This is a genomic window from Hyphomicrobium nitrativorans NL23 (genome assembly GCF_000503895.1).
Classification (GTDB): Bacteria; Pseudomonadota; Alphaproteobacteria; order Rhizobiales; family Hyphomicrobiaceae; genus Hyphomicrobium_C; species Hyphomicrobium_C nitrativorans.
The window spans coordinates 1,512,805-1,531,789 of sequence record NC_022997.1 but is presented as its reverse complement, the minus strand read 5'-3'; the positions used below and the strand labels follow the sequence as shown (position 1 = coordinate 1,531,789).

At 63.8% G+C, this 18,985-nt stretch carries 16 protein-coding genes and 2 riboswitches; of the genes, 7 read left to right on the top strand and 9 right to left on the bottom strand.

What is annotated here, in order from left to right; all coding sequences use genetic code 11:
- From W911_RS07045 to W911_RS17280, 7 genes are all read right to left on the bottom strand, one after another.
- Positions 1–1,212 carry an NnrS family protein gene (locus tag W911_RS07045; protein ID WP_023786844.1) on the bottom strand — a complete coding sequence of 404 codons (1,212 nt, stop codon included), beginning with the start codon at positions 1,210–1,212 and terminating at the stop codon, positions 1–3.
- A gap of 9 nt (positions 1,213–1,221) precedes the next feature.
- Positions 1,222–2,448 (bottom strand): NnrS family protein, encoded by a 1,227-nt coding sequence (locus tag W911_RS07040; RefSeq protein WP_041316395.1) that lies wholly within the window; start codon positions 2,446–2,448, stop codon positions 1,222–1,224.
- Entirely contained in the window at positions 2,445–3,194 is a 750-nt protein-coding gene (locus W911_RS07035) for an ABC transporter ATP-binding protein (protein WP_023786842.1), read from the bottom strand. The genes W911_RS07040 and W911_RS07035 overlap by 4 nt, the downstream gene beginning before the upstream one ends.
- Complete coding sequence (locus W911_RS07030; protein ID WP_023786841.1) at positions 3,191–4,003, bottom strand: ABC transporter permease; 813 nt, start codon at positions 4,001–4,003, stop codon at positions 3,191–3,193. Before W911_RS07030 ends, W911_RS07035 begins: the two co-directional genes overlap by 4 nt.
- Before the next feature lie 6 nt (positions 4,004–4,009).
- Entirely contained in the window at positions 4,010–5,050 is a 1,041-nt protein-coding gene (locus W911_RS07025) for an ABC transporter substrate-binding protein (RefSeq protein WP_023786840.1), read from the bottom strand.
- Positions 5,050–7,380 carry a TonB-dependent receptor family protein gene (locus W911_RS07020; protein ID WP_023786839.1) on the bottom strand — a complete coding sequence of 777 codons (2,331 nt, stop codon included), beginning with the start codon at positions 7,378–7,380 and terminating at the stop codon, positions 5,050–5,052. Before W911_RS07020 ends, W911_RS07025 begins: the two co-directional genes overlap by 1 nt.
- Before the next feature lie 350 nt (positions 7,381–7,730).
- The gene (locus tag W911_RS17280) at positions 7,731–8,336 is read right to left on the bottom strand and encodes an NAD(P)H-dependent oxidoreductase (protein WP_023786838.1); all 606 of its coding nucleotides are present in this window, start codon (positions 8,334–8,336) and stop codon (positions 7,731–7,733) included.
- Positions 8,337–8,471: 135 nt separating this feature from the next.
- Between W911_RS17280 and W911_RS07010 the strand changes: the two genes are divergently transcribed.
- The 5 genes from W911_RS07010 (at position 8,472) to W911_RS06990 (ending at position 14,913) form a co-directional block, all read left to right on the top strand.
- Complete coding sequence (locus tag W911_RS07010; RefSeq protein WP_023786837.1) at positions 8,472–9,482, top strand: DUF6925 family protein; 1,011 nt, start codon at positions 8,472–8,474, stop codon at positions 9,480–9,482.
- A gap of 143 nt (positions 9,483–9,625) precedes the next feature.
- Positions 9,626–9,848: riboswitch (cobalamin riboswitch) on the top strand.
- Positions 9,849–10,091: 243 nt separating this feature from the next.
- Positions 10,092–12,086, top strand: coding sequence for a TonB-dependent receptor plug domain-containing protein (locus W911_RS07005; protein ID WP_023786836.1), 1,995 nt, complete (start codon positions 10,092–10,094; stop codon positions 12,084–12,086).
- 186 nt (positions 12,087–12,272) lie between these two features.
- Positions 12,273–13,148, top strand: coding sequence for an ABC transporter substrate-binding protein (locus tag W911_RS07000; protein ID WP_041316393.1), 876 nt, complete (start codon positions 12,273–12,275; stop codon positions 13,146–13,148).
- Positions 13,145–14,134 carry a FecCD family ABC transporter permease gene (locus tag W911_RS06995; protein ID WP_023786834.1) on the top strand — a complete coding sequence of 330 codons (990 nt, stop codon included), beginning with the start codon at positions 13,145–13,147 and terminating at the stop codon, positions 14,132–14,134. Before W911_RS07000 ends, W911_RS06995 begins: the two co-directional genes overlap by 4 nt.
- Entirely contained in the window at positions 14,131–14,913 is a 783-nt protein-coding gene (locus W911_RS06990) for an ABC transporter ATP-binding protein (protein ID WP_023786833.1), read from the top strand. Before W911_RS06995 ends, W911_RS06990 begins: the two co-directional genes overlap by 4 nt.
- Before the next feature lie 23 nt (positions 14,914–14,936).
- Here the strand turns inward: W911_RS06990 and W911_RS06985 are convergent, their stop codons facing one another.
- Together W911_RS06985 and cobO are read right to left on the bottom strand one after the other, a co-directional pair.
- Complete coding sequence (locus tag W911_RS06985; RefSeq protein ID WP_023786832.1) at positions 14,937–16,388, bottom strand: cobyric acid synthase; 1,452 nt, start codon at positions 16,386–16,388, stop codon at positions 14,937–14,939.
- Between the two features lie 7 nt (positions 16,389–16,395).
- Positions 16,396–17,007, bottom strand: coding sequence for a cob(I)yrinic acid a,c-diamide adenosyltransferase (cobO, locus tag W911_RS06980; RefSeq protein ID WP_023786831.1), 612 nt, complete (start codon positions 17,005–17,007; stop codon positions 16,396–16,398).
- A 92-nt stretch (positions 17,008–17,099) separates the two neighbouring features.
- Positions 17,100–17,294, top strand: a riboswitch (cobalamin riboswitch).
- Between the two features lie 112 nt (positions 17,295–17,406).
- Here cobO and W911_RS18715 point away from each other — a divergent pair.
- Positions 17,407–17,946 (top strand): DUF1636 domain-containing protein, encoded by a 540-nt coding sequence (locus tag W911_RS18715; protein ID WP_244438626.1) that lies wholly within the window; start codon positions 17,407–17,409, stop codon positions 17,944–17,946.
- Positions 17,943–18,980, top strand: a complete 1,038-nt coding sequence (cobW, locus tag W911_RS06970; RefSeq protein ID WP_023786829.1) for a cobalamin biosynthesis protein CobW — start codon at positions 17,943–17,945, stop codon at positions 18,978–18,980. Before W911_RS18715 ends, cobW begins: the two co-directional genes overlap by 4 nt.
- Positions 18,981–18,985: the final 5 nt, after the last annotated feature.

Genomic DNA, 18,985 nt, shown 5'->3' with positions numbered 1-18,985 from the left:
TCAAGTGACCCGCGGCCGCGCGAGCATCGGCCCATAGAGAATGGCGAAGCCTCCGAACGCGAGCACCCACGCCACTCCGGAAAGCGGCAGCAGCACCATCGTGTGCTCGGGTGCGAGGCTGACGATGAGACGCGAGACCACGGCCACAAGCATCGCTACGTAGAGAACGACCGTCGGCCAAGGCGCAGTCAGGCGGCGCCCGGTATGCCCGCGGGAAACGCGCGTCATGACTGCGATCATCATCGTGGCGAGCGCGCCCGTCGTCCACGCATGGAGGCCAGCGCTCGCAAATCCGGCATCGTCCCACAGCACACCCAGTCCCGTAAGAACGAACCCGATCCCAACGAACGCGTAAGCCACGTGCAGGATCGCAAGCAGCGGCTCCGCAAACGTCCTATGAGGCGCCCAACGCACCTGGCGCCAAAGATTCGCGATCCCCGCCGCCGTGAGCATGCCGCCGGCGGCCGGGATACCCCACGTCACCTCATCGTAAAGCGGAAGAAAAACCCACGCAGCCAACGCCGCCCCGCTGAGCAGCATCGACACGATATCCCCGCGATTGAACGAGACCGGCAAGGTCCCGCCAACGGCCCGGTTCTGCAGCAGCCAGTTCGTCGTGAACAATGGGATGATGCGCCCGGCAACGATCATGACCAGCATCAGCACCAACGCGAGCGCACCCGTATGGGCAAACTTCGTTCGCCCGAACACGAAGATCTCATAGTGAAAGAGCGCATCCGCAATCGCGATCCCACAGAGAACGGCAACGATCTTGAGATTGCGCCAGTTGCGTGCAGCGACGATCTCGCGGCCGATAACAGCGGCGAGCACCAGGGGAAACGCCACGCAGACGGCAGCCGTTACGCGTGGATCGAGATGCCCGGAAAAGGCGATAGAGATACGCCCGAGAAGCCAGACAAAAAGCAGAAGCGCAAGCCCGGTTCCGGCAACGGGCGCACGTCCCGTCCAGTTCGGCACCGCCGTCAGAAGAAAGCCCGCGATAATCGCCGGAACGAAGCCGAACAGCAGCTCGTGTGCATGCCAAGCCACTGGCGGAAATGCGCTCGGCACGGCGATAAGCCCGAGGAACCACGGCACCCAAAGCGCAACGAGAAGTGCTGCGTAAAGCGCCCCGAACAAAAAGAACGGGCGAAATCCAAGGCTGAGAAAAGCCAGCGGCCGTGATGTGTGCGTATCGTCGATTGTCGCCATGCGAGCGCCTCAGCAGCCTTGATGCTGGATCGTGACCGGATCCCGGAAGAATGGCCAATAAACTTTGAGCCAGAGAAGAAATGCCGCCGCCCAGAGCAGCGACACGAGAACGAATGGCGGCCCGGGGAGGAACGTCGTCGGAAGGACCTCCGGCACGACACGGAGCAGCGTGGCCACCACCAGCAAGAGAAGCGCAAAACGCGTCTGCCGCACCAGCCCAAGCCCCTGCCCCGTATGCCTGAGGCCCGCGATGGAGAACACCGCAAGCACGCCGAGGCCGAGCCCGCCCATCAGCGCGAGATGAAGCCCCGCATAAGGCGGCACCTCGAACCCAAGCCGAGATGCGCCCATCAACATAAGCCCAAGGCCGGCAAAGCCGCTCGATCCCGCCAGTGCCAGAATTTCCGCGCGCGCGATCTCGCGGCCGATGAAATTCTCCGCAACACGATCCATGAACGCAGCCCCTGCGGCAATCAGCAGATAACCCGTCGTCGCCTCCGACAGGCCGAACGCCTCAGCCGCAACCAGCAGTGCCACAAGCCCCGGCGCCAAATTCATACGGCCCGGATGCGGACGGAACGGCGAGGTCTCCTGGCTGGGATCGAGCACCAAATTCGTCACGGGCACCGTGATGCGCGCGAGAGCGATGCCGAGAATCCCAAGAAACACGAAACCCGCGATATGGAGGAAGCGGTCGGCCAGCTCCGCCGCGTGGGCCATATCGAGAAATGCGTAGCGTGTCACGGCCTCAGCCGCGAAGAGACACGAGATCCAGAAAACGAAGGCGACGAGCCGCGTCGAGCGTTTCGCGAGAGACACGCGAACAAGATAGACCACGAGAAACGCAAGCCACGCGAGGTCGCACAAAGCGCCGACGATGCCCAGCGCCTCGGCGCCGACGAGGCCGATAACACGGGCCGCACCCCACAACCCGGCAAGCGCAAACAGAACGCGCCCGCGCAGCCGCTTCGTATCTGTCCATTCGGGAACGGCGGTCGTGATGAACCCGATGAGCGCGCCACCGAATGCGCCGATAATCATCTCGTGCGCATGCCAAAGACCTGGAGGAATGCTGTCCGAGAGCGGGAGGCCGAACCCGAAGGCCGCGACCCAAAGGAACGGCCACAGCGCCGCATGAAGCGCAGCCAGCGGGAAAAAGAGGCGAAATCCCTCGTCCCCAAGAACATCGAGTGTCGCGCGATAAGGCACTGCGTCTGCCCCTGGGCCAATACTCATGCGATCCGCCGTTCGTCCGTCTCGTGGAGATGCCGGAACAGCGGATCCTCCTTCAGGTAGCTTTGCACGGCCGCAAACACCGCCGCATCGTCGCGCGCACCGTGAGCAAGTCCGACGAACCGCTCTCCTGCGATCCCGCGCACACGCTCGTCGAGAACCACGATCCGATCAGAGACACGCACGGCCTCGGCGAGATCGTGTGTGACGAACAGCCCCGCGAAACGCGCCTGACGAGCCGCGGCAATCACGAGGTCCTGCATTTGCCGCTTCAGCGCCACATCGAGGGCCGTGAACGGCTCGTCGAAGAACACGAAGTCGGGCTCGACGACGAGCGCGCGCGCAATCGCCGTGCGCTGGCGCATACCGCCGGAAAGCTCAACCGGATACTTGCCGAGATCGCGCCGATCGAGCGACACGAGATCCGCAGCCCGGCGCGCCTTTTCCAGTCGCTCGCCGCGTGCAACCCCTGCCAGACGCAACGGATAGGCAATGTTGTCCTCCGCCGTCGCCCACGGCAAAAGGCGAGGCTCCTGAAAGATCATCCCATGACGCCGATAACCAGCGACAACCCGCCCGCGCAGCGGTTCGATGAGCCCAGCCGCAATGTGGACGAGCGTGCTCTTGCCGCAACCCGACGGGCCGACCAGCGCCACGATCTCGTCCTCCGCGACACGGAGCACAACGCGGTCGAGCACCGTGCGCCCGAAATAGGCGTGCGCGACGCCGTCGAGTGCGAGCGCCGTCATCGCTTCACCCCCCACGGCCGCGCGGCTTCCCGCCAGCGTTCCAGCTCCGCACGGATGGGTTGCACCACGCCGTACTCGACAATGAAAATTGCCGCGACGATGATGACCACCCACGAGATGGACTGGGCGACATCGAGATTGGAGCGCGATGTGGCAAGCGCCACGCCGATGCCGTCGATGTTTGCGAGCAACTCCGCCATGACCGCGACCTTGAAAGTAGAGCCGAGCGCGACCGCCAGCGCGGGGAAGTAGCGTCCCGCGACTTGGCGAACGACAATTGTCCAGAGCCTTTGCAGGGGACCGGCGCCGAAAGCGCGCGCCATCTCCTCAAGCGCGCGGTCGCGCGTCGCAACCCCTTCCGCCACATTGGCGAAGACCAGCGGAAACGACGCGACGACGGTCGTGGTCAGCACCGTGCCCGTGCTCGAACCGAACCAGATCATGGCCAGCACGATCCAGGCGATCGGCGGCACGCCCATGACAATCGTGAGCAATGGCCGCGCGAGCCGCATCGCCGCTGCGGAATATCCGACAGCGAGACCGAGCACGCCGCCAAGCAGCGCCGTCAAGCCGAAACCTTGAACGGCGCGCAGCCCCGTTTCCCATGCGAGACGCCATGTCTCGGCCGATTCGAGAAGTGTTCGGGTCGCCGCGAACGTCGCCAGCGGCGACGGCAGAATGAAATCGCCGTAGGCCTCATGTCCCTGCTGCCAGAGCGCAGCAAACACGGCGAGACCCGCCACGCCCACCCAACCGGACCAAACGAACCGGCCGAGGCGTCCCATCCTGTCGAGCACGACGCGTCGCATGAAGCCTCACAGGTAGAAGTCGCCGTCCGGCAACCGGCCACCAATATAGCCGGGATTGACCACGGCCATAGCTTCCAGAACCGTCTCGACATGCGTGCGTGCGTCGCGGGCCGCCGTCGCGACCAGATGCGAGTAAGGAATGGACTGTTCGATCACCGGCCAGGGAAGCTGAAGCGGCCCGGCCGCATTGCTGGCCGCACGCGCCGGATACGCGTTCACATCGGCCACGGCGCGCACGAGCCCAGCCTGAAGCGCCTCCACCGCCTCGGGGTTGGCCGTGCGGAATGCATCCGTAACGGCCAGCCCTGCCTGCGGCAGGATTGGTTCCGTACCCGTCAACCGCGCCCACTCGGCCTGGATATCCATGACGCGGTGGATCGTCTTGCCGGCCAGCTTGCCGCGCACCACCGCAGCCGATGCCGCAGGCTCCGGCGCAAGCGCGGCATCGACGCGCCCAAGGACCAGGAGCTGAATGCTTTCGAGCGGCGTTCCGGTCGACACCAGCTCCACGTCTTTTGCATCGATCCCCGCATGCCGGAACAAGCGCTGCAGGATCAGGTTCGGCAGCTCGTTCGGCGCCATGACGGCGAGCTTGCGGCCCTTGAGGGCGGCAAGGCTCGTCATCTCCGGATCGGCGGACATGATGTAGAGAATGCCGTTCGTCATCACGTTGACGAGGCGTACGCCCAGCCCGCGGTTGTAGAGGTTCGCCGCCACCGGCACGGGCATGATAGCCACGTCGAGCCGCTTCGACGTCAATCCCGCGCGCACCTCGTCCACCTGCCGCCAAACGCGCAGTGACGCCTTCGTCGCGGCCTTATCGAGACGACCGGTAGCGATGGCATGGAGAACGGTAATCGAGGGGCCGGCAGGCGGCCCCCAGATCTCGATCTGTTCGAGGGGAGCCGCTAAGGCAGCCGTCGTCGGGGGCACAAAAAGCGAGGCGGCGGAGACGCCGACGAGCGACGCTCCACCTTTTAGAAGTCCCCGCCGCGAGAGGCGCATCGCCTGCCCGCGCATGTGCCCGAAATGGGCGCTGTCTTGCATCAGAACTTCGCTTTCACGCCCCCGATGAAGGCCCGGCCCTCTCCGGGCTGGAACACGGCCTGGTTGGGATTGCTGACGACATCAACGATCAGCGTCGCCGAGGCGTACTTCTCGTCGAAGATGTTGGACACCTCGCCGAACAGGCTGAGATTGTCGGTGATCGCGTAAGCCGAGCGAAGATCGAACACGGCGAACGAGTCGCGGAACATCGTATTCGCGTTGTCGACCGGAGTATCGTCCGGCAGCCAGTCCACCTCCGCCTCGACCCACAGCCCCGGCATGACGGTATAGCGAAGCGCAGCGTTCACGATATGGCGCGGCGCACCGGCCAGGCGGTTGTCGCCGTGACGGAGATCGCCGTCGAAGCGGAAGTCCTGATACGTGTAGGCCACCCGGCCGCTGAGGTCCGCCGTGATATCGAACGCGGTTCCGATTTCGATTCCGAAGTGCGTCGTCTTATCGGCGTTGACGGCGCCGAGCGAGTTGCCGAACGAGTCGCGCAGGTTCAGAAGCTCGTCATCGACCCACGAATAGTAGGCAATCGCCGACCATGCGAGCCCTTGCGTCCGGCCCTTCCAGCCGCCTTCGAGCGTGGTCGCCGTCTGGGCATCGAGATCCGGCGTCGCGAACATAGCAGGCGGCGCACCGCCTGGATTGGTGCCGGCGCTGCTGTTGGGCGAACCGTGGACCGGGGAGATGAGATCGTCGTGCGTCGGCGGCTCGAAGCTGCGGCTCAACGCGGCGAAAACGGACTGGTCGCGCGTCAGATCGTAGTTGAGCGCCACGCTCGGCGTCCATTCCTGATAGGAGCGATCGTAGCTCGTATTCACGAACGGAAAAGCGGGGAGGTAGGTATTGGTTGCCGCATTATACCTTGGGCGCGCCATGCCGAAGATGTCGTCGTTCTCCCGTTTGGCATACGAATAGGCGATGGCTGGCGAGACCGTGAGGCGCTCGGTGAGCGGAATGTTGAAGCCCGCGTGCATCGATAGCGTCGTCGAGTCGAGCTCGTTCTCGCCGAAGAGACGCCCCGTCTCGCCCCGCTGGTTGATGAGATAGCTGCGGTCGGCCGAGCCCACGACGTACTGGCCCGTAATCTCGAACAGCGGCAACGCGCGCGACGCATCCGGCGCATAGGCATAGCGCAGCACCGTCGTGAAATCGCCGCCCTCTGTCTCCCGCACGCCGCTCCCCACCGGGAACCGGAACATGTCGTCCGTGTAGGTGTAGCCGAAGCCGACGTCGAACAGGTTGGCGCCGTACCGGGCCGTCGTACGCGATCCGATCCGGAACTGCTCGGCCTCACGCTCGGGCCGGTCGCGAATCACGTTGGGGCCGGTGCACGCTGTCGGGCCCGTGCACACCTGCTTGGGGTTCTGACGGAGCATCGTGCCGGACAGCGGACCGGCAACGTCGAACGAAAGATCGGTGTAACCGAAGAAGAGGCGCGTCGTGATGTTCTCGTTCACGCGCGCGCCGGCGTTGAGATTGAAGTTCGTGCGCTCGGATTCGTTGTAGACGCGGAACCCGTCGCGCTGGACGTAGCTCAGGCTCGCATGAGCGTCGAACGCGCCTTCCTGTCCGCCAGCTGCCACATTCACACCGAAGTGCCCGAAGCTTCCGAATTCCACGGCAGCTTCCGCGCCCGGTGCGGTGATGCCCGTGGGCGAGACGAAGTTGATCGCGCCGCCCAGCACGGTGGCACCCAGCCGGTTGGCCGTATATCCTCGGTAAATCTCTGCAAACTCTGCACTTTTCGGATCCGCAAAGCCGACGATATAGGAACCGTCCGCGCGGTTGATCGGCAGCCCGTCCTGGAGAATGAGCGTCCCGCGCTCGGACGGGTTCTGCTGCAAGCCGGAGCCGCGGATCTGCAATCGCGGCTGATCGTTGCCGCCGAAGAAGTTCTGCACGACCACACCCGGCACGGAGGCCAGCATCTCCGAAAGAGACGCCGTAGCCTTCGGCGACATCTCATCGTTGGTGACGACCGTCGCGCCACCCGGAATGGCGTCGAGCTTTCGGATCGCCTCCTCAACCGGCGTTTCTCCGGCGCTCCCCTCGGACGTATCGACGGCGGTCGGCCCCGGCCCAGCGCCACCGCCGCCCGTTGCTTGCTTCGAAGCAGGGCGCGGGGTGGCCCCGCCGACATCGATCGCCGGCAGATCGACGGCCGTGCCCGGAGCCGCCGACTGGGCCAACACACCCGTCGAACTTATCAGCAGCGCAGCCAGAGCGGTCACACCGATCCGCCGTCCAGACAGGCTCGAACCATTCCCCTGCCCGCGCAAGCGCGCGTCCCTCACCGCCGAATTCAGCGCGTTCGACATCTCAAGTCCCCAGTTCACAAAATTAGCGCCCCATTAATTTGTTGACCACCGTAGTACACTTATAGGAGCGCGGACCTGATCTAAGTCAAGCAGCGGCATTCAAGGCCCGCACTGTGGCCTGGCGAACACTCCAGCCCATGCAATAGCCGAGCGGAGAAAAGAGAGGGTGGATCGGGGTGATCTGACAGGCTCTTCCCGGAGCAACGGAGGGCCACCTGCAAGCGACCAAGCCTACAGCTTCGCGGCGGCGGCATTCGTGAGCGGGAGATCGCCCCCCGTCACAGCGCGCGAGGCGGTTCGCCTCTCCACAGGCGTGAACGTTCGGCTGTCGTTAGATCTTCAGGCGCCTCTCATACGCCTTTGAAGCGATCGCGCACCCTTTGCAACTCGCGCTCGATCTCCGAGGAATGAGGCGTATCCAACGCGTAGAAATCGAACCGTTGCGTATCGCTCAGGTTCGGCAGCAGGCTGGGAAGCGATGTCTTGAAGAAAAGGTCGCTCCCATCGCCGACAAGAGCAGTTTCCGCCTTGTTGCGCCCGTGCGTCACGATCACCGTTATCCGCGTGATATGCCCAAGCAGCGCCTCGATCTCCTCGCCGTCGACCCGATACGCAACATGCGGACGCCACACTCTGTCGAAGTATCCCTTCAGGATCGCGGGGATGCTGTACATCCACACCGGCAGCACGAACACCAGCTCCCGCGCCGCACGGAGATGCGCGACGAGATCCGCGATGTCGTCCGGGATCCGATCCTGATAAAAAGCTGAGAATTCTGCGCGCGAGATGGTCGGGTTGAACCCGATGCCGACGAGGTCGTCCACCAGGACGCGTGCGCCGCGCGCGCCCGTCTCGGCCACGATTTCCGACACGATGCGCGCGCAAAAGCTGGTTGGCGACGGATGGCACGTCACCACGAGACACGCGTCCGGGCGTTCTGCATTGCCGAAGTTCACCCTTTTCCGCTCCCGCTTATTCCTCTACGACGGCCCTGGCTTGGCAGGACACACAGACTGCCCATTCGGGCTCGCACACGAGACCACACGCGCCCGAGCAAGTCATCCGTCTCGAACAGCACGGGGGAGACGACGTTGGATAAGCTAATCGCCATATTGAAATCGGAACTCGAACGCTGGAACAGCGGGTGGAGTGTCGGATCGTTCGGCGCTATTGGCGAATTCCATCAGGACAACGGCGAGGCGCTCGACGTCTCCGATACGGAAAACCTGACCCGAGCCACCGCCCGCGGCGCCATCCGGATCGTGCCCCACCCGGACATGCAGGCCGTGGCCTACGAACTCCTAAGCCCGCGCGCCCGGCGCTGGAGCCAGGGCATGGCGTTATGCCTCCCGGAAGACGCGGCCCTCGGCGCTCAGCGCAACGTGCTGACCGAACTCGGACCCGACACGGACGCCATTCGTCCCGCCGACCGCGACGGCATTCTGTTCGACATCGGCCTGGAGCAGCCGCAAATCGATTTTTGCATTCGCACGAGCGATCCCGAACTGCTCGCCGTCCTCCGTCGCAACGTCGGGAAAACGACGTTCGCCTGTGAAGCCGGACACGCAATTCTTCATACCCATCCCCACCGCGTCGTCCTATCCAAGCTGGGACGCGCCGAAGTGTTCCAGAAGATCGGCGGCCCCGACACGGGCGGAAAATCGCCGGAGGGACCGCACACGCATGTCCTGCCGAAACTTCTCGCCGCACGCCGAACCCATTCTGCAAACACGCCGATCGCGGAAGGCCTCACGCCTTGCGCTTTCCTCCACCCGGCAAATCCGGTGATCGCACCCCTTGGCGACGACAAGCCGTTCGATCCTGCGGATTTCGCGCGTTTCCAAAGCTATCTTGGGCTTTACGGCCCCGCGGCCTATGTGGCGACGAAGAAAGCGGTCTGGGCAGCCGTCGAAGATGGCCAGGATCCCGGCGGGATGCCCGAGCCCGGCACGCGGCTCGAACGCGTCGCGCTTCGCAACGCGCTCCGCCAGATGGAGAGGCAGGGGGAAGCGATGCGCAACGAGCTTTTACTGAAGCGCGTTGCCGCATGGCGCGCCGCATTCGACAAACTGGAGGACACTGACGAGAGCGAGACGGCCTGAAGGGTTTTTGTTCGCTCTCGGCAGATTGCAATCCGTCTGCACACGCCCCCGTAAAATCCCGGCAGTGTTACAGAAGCGCGTCAGCACGTGCGGCGGTCTCCCGCACGGAGTCGGATTTGCGTTGACAGCGTGCCGTTTCTGAGGCCGTTTAAAGGCGTGACGGTGTCGAAGCGCGCGCAAGCGCGTGGAGATGAAGAGGGAACACGGTGCGGCGCGACGAGCGCCAAAACCGTGGCTGCGCCCGCAACTGTAAGCGGCAAGTCCTCTCCAAATACGCCACTGGCGCTCCGCGTTGGAGCCCCGGGAAGGCTGGAGAGCGACGTTCGAGCCGTAAGCCAGGAGACCTGCCGCCACAAGTCGCCCATCCTCAGTGCGGGACGCCTGCAGGAACGGACACCCGGAGTGGCGACTGATGTGCAACCGAATGGGGGCAACGTCAGGTATGGCCAGGGTCTTGAACACCCACTGACGAATTTATTCAGGCTCGTCGGAGAGCGAGCAGCGCAAGACGCCGCAAAATTATGCGGCCGATACGCGTTGCACGGTCCTCGTCGCGCCACCGCGCCATATCCGCCGAAGCTCCCGCCATCACGCGTGACGGGGGGACCGATGTCGTGTTCATTTGAGCGAGACGCAACAGCAAGATGCACTGCGATCTCGAAGAAACTGCTGTTTTCGTCGTGTGCGTTTTTCGCTGTTCTTGCCGTCACCGGCCCGGCCAGCGCACAAACCGTCGATCTCGACGGCATCGTCGTTCAAGGCGACAGCCGAGGCACATCCGTTGAAGCTGAAAAGATCGGCTCCGCCGTGACCGTCATCACGGGCGAGGAGATTCGCCAGCGCGGCATCACCTACGTGAGCGACGCTCTTCGCTCGGTTCCGGGTGTCGCGATGAGCCGCTCCGGTCCGGCAGGAGGCTTAACTCAAGCCCGCATCCGCGGCGCGGAAGGAAATCACACGCTCGTCATCATCGACGGCATTCAGATGAACGACCCTGCCCAGGGCGAATTCGATTTTTCGACCCTCCTCGCAGACAACATCGAACGTATCGAGGTGCTTCGCGGCGCCCAAAGCGCGCTCTGGGGCTCGAACGCGACCGCCGGCGTCATCAACATCGTCACACGCAACGCAGAGCCCGGCGCGCGCGTCGGCATCACGGCCGAAGGCGGCTCTTTCGGGACGAAGAAGCTCTCGGGCTATGCGTCCGCCGCCAATGACTGGGCTCGCGGGATCGTTTCGGCAACCGGCTTCGACACCGACGGCTATAACACATCGCCATTCGGTCGCGAAAAGGATGGTTACGAAAACCGCACCATCTCGTTTAAGGGAGACGCCGACGTTCTTCCGTTCCTGAACATTCAGGGCACGATCCGCGGAACACGCACCTTTGCCGAGACCGACCCGCAAGACTTTAACTGGGGTTCGCCGACGTATGGCTTGGTCGTCGATGGAGATCGTACGCATAACGTCGAGCAGCTTTTCGCGAGCACACGCGCAACGCTGAGCACCTTCGAGGACCATTGGAAGCATTCGGTATTCTTCAACTACACAGACTACGAAACCGAACGTTTCGCCGACCAGTTCGCAGATAGCGGCGACGTCGGAACGCGCGAGCATTTCGGCTACCAGACGACGCTCCAATTCGATACGCCCTCGATCGCCAACGCACGCCACACACTCATCGGCTTGATCGAGCAAAACACGGAAACCTACCGCAACACGGGACCGATCTTCTGGGATCCCAGCCAAATCCCCGAGCAAGAGCGGACGCTGCGGGGCCACGTTGCGGAATACCGGCTTGAACTGTTCGACAGCCTGTTCCTGACCGGCGCCTACCGCTACGATACGAACGACACATTCGAAGACGCTGAAACGTACCGGGCAACGGCCGCTTATCTGCTCAGATCTACGGATACACGCTTCCATGCGAGCTACGGCAAGGGCGTAACAAACCCGACCTTTAGCGAGCAGTTCGGATTCATTCCCGGACAGTGGCTGGGCAACCCCAATTTGACCCCGGAAGAATCCATCTCATGGGATGCCGGCATCGAGCAGAGCTTCTTCAACAAGGCTCTCATCGTCGACGTCACGTACTTCCGCGCAAACCTCGAAAACGAAATTTTCGCCGATTACTCGGGACCGATCCCCACCGCTGGAAATCGCGATCAGGAGAGCACACGCCGCGGCGTCGAGGTGACTGTGACAGCTCGACCGACGGATAATTTCGACATCATCGCAACCTATACGCATCTCAATTCTTTCGAGACGGATGCGACAGGTCTGCGGTTCCGCGAAGTCCGCCGGCCGGAGCACCAGGCAAGCGTGAACGCAACGTATCGCTTCTCCGATCGCGCGCGTGCGACCGTCAGTGCCGTTTACAACGGCGACTTCTACGATAACGACTTCCGCCTCGGTGCACCGCCCCGCATCTTGATGGACAGCTACACACTCGTGACGGTGGCCGGCGAATACGACATCTCCGATAACCTCACCGCATTCGCCCGCGTGGAGAACTTGCTGGATGAGGACTATCAGGAGGTATTCGGATACGAGACCGCGAACATCGCAGCTTACGCCGGCATCCGCATGCGGTTTGGCGACTGAGACGAGGCGAGGACTTCTCGAAGACGAGAGGCCTCGATAGCCACGAATGGGCAAGGAGGCCTCGACCACCCCGCGTGCTGCATCACGCGCAAGGTTGGGGCCTCCTTGATCCCTGTTACCCATCGCGGGAGAGAGAGAACGAAGATCGTCATATCTCCGTCTCACGAGCCCTGAAGGACGACGCCAATGCCCCGGCCATCGATGGCCATAGCCGCACTGATCTCGGCCGCCGCACTCGTCGTCGCGAGCCTCCCGCTGCACGCCGAGGCTCCGCCGCGCCGTGTCGTGTCGATGAACTTGTGTACGGATCAGATGGCGATGCTAATGGCAGCGCCGGGCCAACTGCATTCCGTGTCCCATCTCGCACGCGACCCCAAAAGCTCCGTTCTCCCGGATGAGGCACGGCGCTTTGTCGTGAACCACGGCCTCGCCGAAGAAATTTTCATGATGCAGCCCGATCTCGTGCTCGCCGGCACGTTCACGAGCCGGGCCAGTGTGGCGATGTTGAAGCGCTTGGGGTTCCGTGTGGAGCAGTTTCCGCCCGCCTACTCCTTCGACGAAATACGCGAGCAGATCCGCAGGCTGGGAAACCTTCTCGGACGCGAGAAACGCGCCGAAGAACTCGTTGAAGAACTCGACCGGCGCCTCGCTGCCACCCCGGCGCCCGATGAAACCGCATGGCGGCCACTCGCAGCCTTGCACTTCGCAAACAGTTACACCGTGGGATCGGGCACCCTGTCGAGCGAAGTGGTGCAGCGAGCGGGTCTCGAAAACTTAGGAACGCGGCTCGGACTGTCCGGCACGATCCGCCTGCCCCTCGAAATCCTCGTTGTCTCCGCGCCCGATCTCATCGTCGGCGGAACACGCTACGAAAGCAGCGCCCCCGCACTTGCCTATCAGACGTTCGAGCATCCGGCCTTAAGTGCCATTCTTCAAGGTCGCCCCATGACGGCCGTCCCGGATAGGTATTGGGTCTGCGGCGCGCCGTTCACAGCAGAAGCCGTTCGCATTTTGGCCGATGCGGCCGCTCAGCTCAGCCCACGAAAGCCAGTTGCGCCATGAGCTATCGTCTCGTCATCGCCGGCCTCGCGCTCCTCGTCGCGATTCTGTTCGCGGCCTCTCTGTTCACCGGCCCCGCCGGCCTCGACCTGGCGACGTCGTTCGACGGCTTGTTCCGCGGCAACAACGAGGCCGCCCGCCTCGTCATGCAGGAAATCCGCCTGCCGCGCGCGATCCTCGGCGCGATGATCGGCGCAACGCTGGGGCTTTCAGGCGCCGTCCTGCAAGGATACTTGCGCAACCCCCTTGCCGATCCAGGCGTGCTCGGCGTCAGCGCCTCGGCGTCTCTCGGCGCGGTCATAGCAATCTACACCGGCCTCTCGGCGGCTTTTGCACTGGCGCTGCCGGTGCTCGCCATGCTGGGTGCCATCGCTGCCGTAATGGTCATCCAGATCCTTGCGGGCGGCCGCGCCGGAACGCTGACGTTGATCCTCGCCGGCGTCGCGATCACAAGCCTTGCCGGCGCCATGACCTCGCTGGCGCTGAACCTGTCTCCCAATCCCTTCGCGGCCATGGAAATCCTGTTCTGGATGCTCGGATCTCTGACGGACCGCTCCATGGTCCACGTCTGGCTGTCGGCTCCGTTCATGATTATCGGCTGGGTGATGCTTGCACCGCTCGGCCGTGCGCTCGACGCGCTGTCGCTTGGGTCCGATGCCGCTCAAAGCATGGGCGTGCGTCTCAACCGTACGCAAACGTTGACGATCCTTGGCACGGCCACGTCGGTCGGTGCGGCAACGTCCGTCGCCGGCGCCATCGGTTTCGTCGGCCTCATCGTTCCGCATCTGCTGCGGCCGGTGGTCGGATCGAAACCGAGCCGCCTTCTCTTTCCGAGCGCCCTCGCCGGGGCCTCGCTCGTCCTCGCAGCCGACATCGCCGTGCGCCTCATTGCACCCGGGCGCGACCTCAAGCTCGGCGTCCTGACGGCCATCGTCGGCGCACCGTTCTTCCTCTACCTCGTCATTCGCTACCGCAGGACGCTCACATGACCCGTCTCAGCGTCCGAAACCTCAGCGTCGATCTCGGCGGCCAGACGATCGTCCGCGATGTCTCGCTCGACTTCGCACCGGACGGCGTGATCGGACTGATCGGCCCCAACGGCGCGGGGAAAAGCACGTTCCTCAAAGCGATCCTCGGGCTCGTGCCATCGCGAGGCGGCATTTCTTATGACGGCAAGCCTCTGCCTGAGATCGATCGCCGTGCGCTGGCTCGCCTGACGAGCTACCTGCCGCAGGATCGCGAAATCGCCTGGCCGCTCTCGGTCGAAAACGTCGTCGCGCTCGGGCGCACGCCTTACCTCTCCACGCTCTCCGGCCTTGGCTCCGAAGATCACCAGGAGATCGAAAGCGCCATCGCATTGACCGACATCGCACACCTCCGCAATCGCATCGTCTCGACGCTCTCAGGCGGCGAGCGCGCGCGCGTTCTGATGGCGCGCGTCTTGGCCCAGGCCACGCCGATCCTGATCGCAGACGAACCCGTCGCCGCCCTGGACCCCGGCCATCAAATCGCGCTGCTGGAAACGCTCGATGCATTGTCGTCAGCAGGGCGCACGATCATCGTGTCGCTGCACGAGATTTCGCTTGCCGCGCGGTGGTGCCGCCGTCTCGTCCTGCTCGACAAGGGCAGCATCGCCGCCGACGGCAAGCCCGAGGACGTCTTGACCCACGAACATTTCGCGAAGGTCTACGGCGTTCGCATCCACCGCACCGTCACCGAGGATGGGCTGCTTGTGCAGCCGGTCGCACGGTTGCCACTGCAGCGGTAATCCGAAAAGCCGTTCGCGGGCTCTCAGCGCGCGAGCGCCAGGAGGCGGTCGCAATCGATATGCGCTTCGATATGCGCCGCAAGCGCATCGAGCGTGGCATCCACGTCGTGTTCGTAATTGAGCGGCGACCCTTGCGCGCCGAGACCGCGCAACACTTCTTCGCGATAGGCATCGCTCGAAAAGAGACCGTGGAGATAACACCCCGCAACACGCCCGTCCGCGCTCCGAGCACCGTCCGCACGCCCATCCTGAAAACGGATCATCGGCCGCTCCAATCCTACGCCTGTCGTTTGCCCGACGTGCATTTCATAGCCCTTGACCGCAGCGCTTGCCGAACACGACACGCCTCGTACCTCTGTCAGCGTCTTGTTTCCGGTGAGAACGGTCTCGACATCCAGGAGACCCAGCCCCTTGGCCTCGCCCGGCGCCCCTTCGATGCCGCCAGGATCGGAGATCCTCCGCCCAAGCATCTGATAGCCGCCGCAGATACCCAGCACATGGCCGCCGCGGCGCACATGCGCCGCAAGGTCAATGTCCCAGCCTGTTGCGCGCAACGCGGAGAGATCCGCCATCGTCGCCTTCGAGCCCGGCAGAATCACGAGCGCAGCCGTGCCCGGAATGGGCTCACCCGGATGCAGAAAGACCGCATCGACAACAGGCTCCAGCCGCAACGGATCGAAGTCGTCGAAGTTCGAAATTCTCGGATACGCCAGCACAACGACGAGAGGACGTCCCCCCGTGGCCGCGTCGTGCGTCATCGACTGGGTATCTTCCGCGGGCAGCCGAGCTGCCGCGTCGAAATAGGGAAGAAGCCCCAGCGCCTGCCATCCCGTCCGCGCGGCGAGGTCCGCCATGCCGTCGGCGAACAGCGCGGGATCGCCACGGAACTTGTTGACGATGAAGCCGACGATCCGCGCGGCATCGTCAACGCTCAGCACATGCCGCGTCCCGACGAGGCTCGCAATCACGCCCCCGCGCTCGATGTCGCCGATCAGCACGACAGGCACGTCGGCTGCTTCTGCAAACCCCATGTTCGCAATATCGCCGCTGCGAAGATTGACCTCCGACGCCGAACCCGCGCCCTCGACAAGAACGAGGTCGGCATCTTCTCCCAGCAGATGAAAGCTCTCCAGAACGCGCTCCATCAACTGCGCTTTCATCGCGTGATAGCCACGCGCCGGCGCGTTGCCGATCACGCGCCCCTGCACGACGACCTGCGCACCGATCTCGCTCTGCGGCTTGAGCAGCACCGGGTTCATATGCACGCTCGGCACCGCACGGGCCGCGCGGGCCTGGAGCGCCTGCGCGCGCCCGATCTCGCCGCCGTCCGCCGTTACGGCCGCATTGTTCGACATGTTCTGAGGTTTGAACGGCCGCACGCGAAGACCGCGATTGGTGAACGCACGCGCAAGCCCCGCGACCAGGAGCGACTTGCCCACATCCGAGCCCGTGCCCTGAAACATGATCGCTTTCATGGGCGCTCTAGAACTCGATGCCTTCCTGAGCTTTCACTCCGGCCGCAAAGTGATGCTTCACGGGCGTCATGTCCGTTACCAGGTCGGCCGCTTCGATCAGCTCGGGCTTCGCGTTCCGTCCGGTCACGACGACGTGGAGATCCGGCCGCTTGTTGCGCAGCGTCTCGACCACATCGGCGAGCGGCAAATGATCGTACCGCAACGCAATGTTGAGTTCGTCGAAAACGATGAGATTGAACGAAGGATCGGCAAGCAACGCTTTGGCCTGGGCCCATGCCTTCTCCGCCGCAGCGACGTCGCGCGCGCGATCTTGCGTTTCCCAGGTAAACCCCTCGCCGAGCGTATGCCAGACGACCCGGTCGCCGAACGTTTCGAGCGCTTTTCGCTCACCCGTCTCCCACGCGCCTTTGCCGAATTGGACCACGCCGATGCGCTTGCCGCGCCCCAATGCGCGCAGCACGAGGCCCCACGCCGCAGTCGACTTCCCCTTACCTTTGCCCGTGTGGACGATCAGAAGCCCTTTTTCGACCGTTTTGGAGGAAACCTCGGCGTCTTGCGCAGACTTGCGTTTCGCCATTTTCTCCCGGTGCCGGGCGTCGTCTTTCTCTGCTGCTGCCATATGAAGTCTCTTTCTTATCCATGGGCCCCAGCGCCCCGCGCCGAGAAGCCAAAATTTGCGCCCGATTTCCATTGACGCAGCGATCTGGCAGCCTTTATCAAACCCGGGACGGTTCCTCGCAAGAGGATTGAACGGGAATGCGGTATGCCGAGCGAGGCCGAAGCCGCAGCTGCCCCCGCAACTGTAATCGGCGAGCGTTCGATCGATCGTGCCACTGGGAAACCGGGAAGGCGATAGAATGCAGGTGACCCGAGAGCCAGGAGACCGGCCGTCAGAGTAAGACACTCGCATGGCCCCGGAGGGGTGGCCAGGGAGAATGCCCGTGAAGACACGATCCTCACACTTGCCGTCGTTCGATAAACAACGCGCCGCATTCTGCGCGCGGGGCAGGCGTTCTCAGTGAGCAAACCGTCCGGCGATAGCGCGCCGCTTCTTCCTCAGTCCGGGCCATGCACGTGCTCCGAACCGTCGGACCCCGAGGGGGCTTGCCAGGACTGCAGCGTGTTCGCGACCTCCAACTCTCTCCAAAATCTCGTGCCCGCACCCAAGTCCGACGCATCGATCACCGTCTTCGTCTGCGTCACGTGCCGCCAGATGCTGCCCGATGGAGATGGCTTCCTCCAGCCCGGACGCGACCTCGCCGCAATCCTGAGCGAGCGCCTGTCCGCCGACGAAAACGTCAACGTCACACCCGTTCAATGCCTGTCCGTCTGCAACCGCCCCAGCACCATCGCGCTCACCGGCCGCAACAAGTGGACATACCTCGTCGGCAACCTCGAAACCGCCGTGCATCTCGACGACATCGTCACGTTCGCGCGCGCCTACCGGCAATCCAGCGACGGCATCGTCCCCTGGAAGGAACGGCCGGAACCGTTCCGCAAGAGCGTGATCGCCCGCGTTCCGCCCCTCGGCTTCATCCATCCGGAGCAAAATTCATGACCGTGGTCGCCAAAGTTCCCTGCAGCATCGTGACCGGCTTTCTCGGCGCCGGAAAAACCACGCTCGTGCGCAACATTCTCCAAAACGGCGCGGGACGTCGCCTCGCCGTGATCGTCAACGAGTTCGGCGATGTCGGCATCGACGGCGAAATCCTGAAAGGCTGCGGCATCGAAAGCTGCAACGAGGAAAGCATCGTCGAGCTGTCGAACGGCTGCATCTGCTGCACGGTGGCGGACGACTTCGTGCCCGCGCTCGAAGGCTTGCTCGCGCTCGATAACCCGCCCGAGCACATCCTGATCGAGACCTCGGGGCTCGCGCTGCCGAAGCCGCTCGTCCAGGCATTCAACTGGCCGGCTATCGCCTCGCGCGTGACCGTCGACGGTGTGATCGCGGTGGTGGACGGCGCGGCCGTGGCCGCTGGCCGGTTCGCGGACGATCCCGACGCGCTCGCAGCCCAGCGCGCGGAGGATACCTCCCTAGATCACGACAATCCGCTCGAAGAAGTGTTCGAGGATCAACTGCTCTGCGCCGATCTGATCGTTCTCAACAAGGCCGACCTGATGACCGCCGACGAGCGCGAAAAGGTTGCCGCCGAGATCAAGGCCGCCGTGCCGCGCGCCGTTAAGGTTGTCGAGACGACCGGCGGTCAGCTCGACCCCAAGGTTCTGCTCGGCCTCGGCGCCGCAGCCGAGACCGATCTTGCCGCACGCCCGTCTCATCACGACAACGAGGCCGAGCACGATCACGACGATTTCGATACCTTCATCCTCGATATCCCTTCCCTCGACGCGCCAGAGGGCCTCCTGGAGCGGATCCGCACCGCGGCCGACGCGCACGACATTCTGCGCATCAAGGGCTTTGCCGAAATCAACGGAAAGCCGATGCGCCTCCTCATTCAGGGTGTCGGCTCGCGCTTGCAGCACCAGTTCGACCGCCCCTGGCACCCTGAGGAACCGCGCCAGGGCCGGCTCGTGGTGATCGGCCAGAAAGGACTGGATCGCGACGCCATCGCCCAGGCCATCGGGACCGTATAAGATGA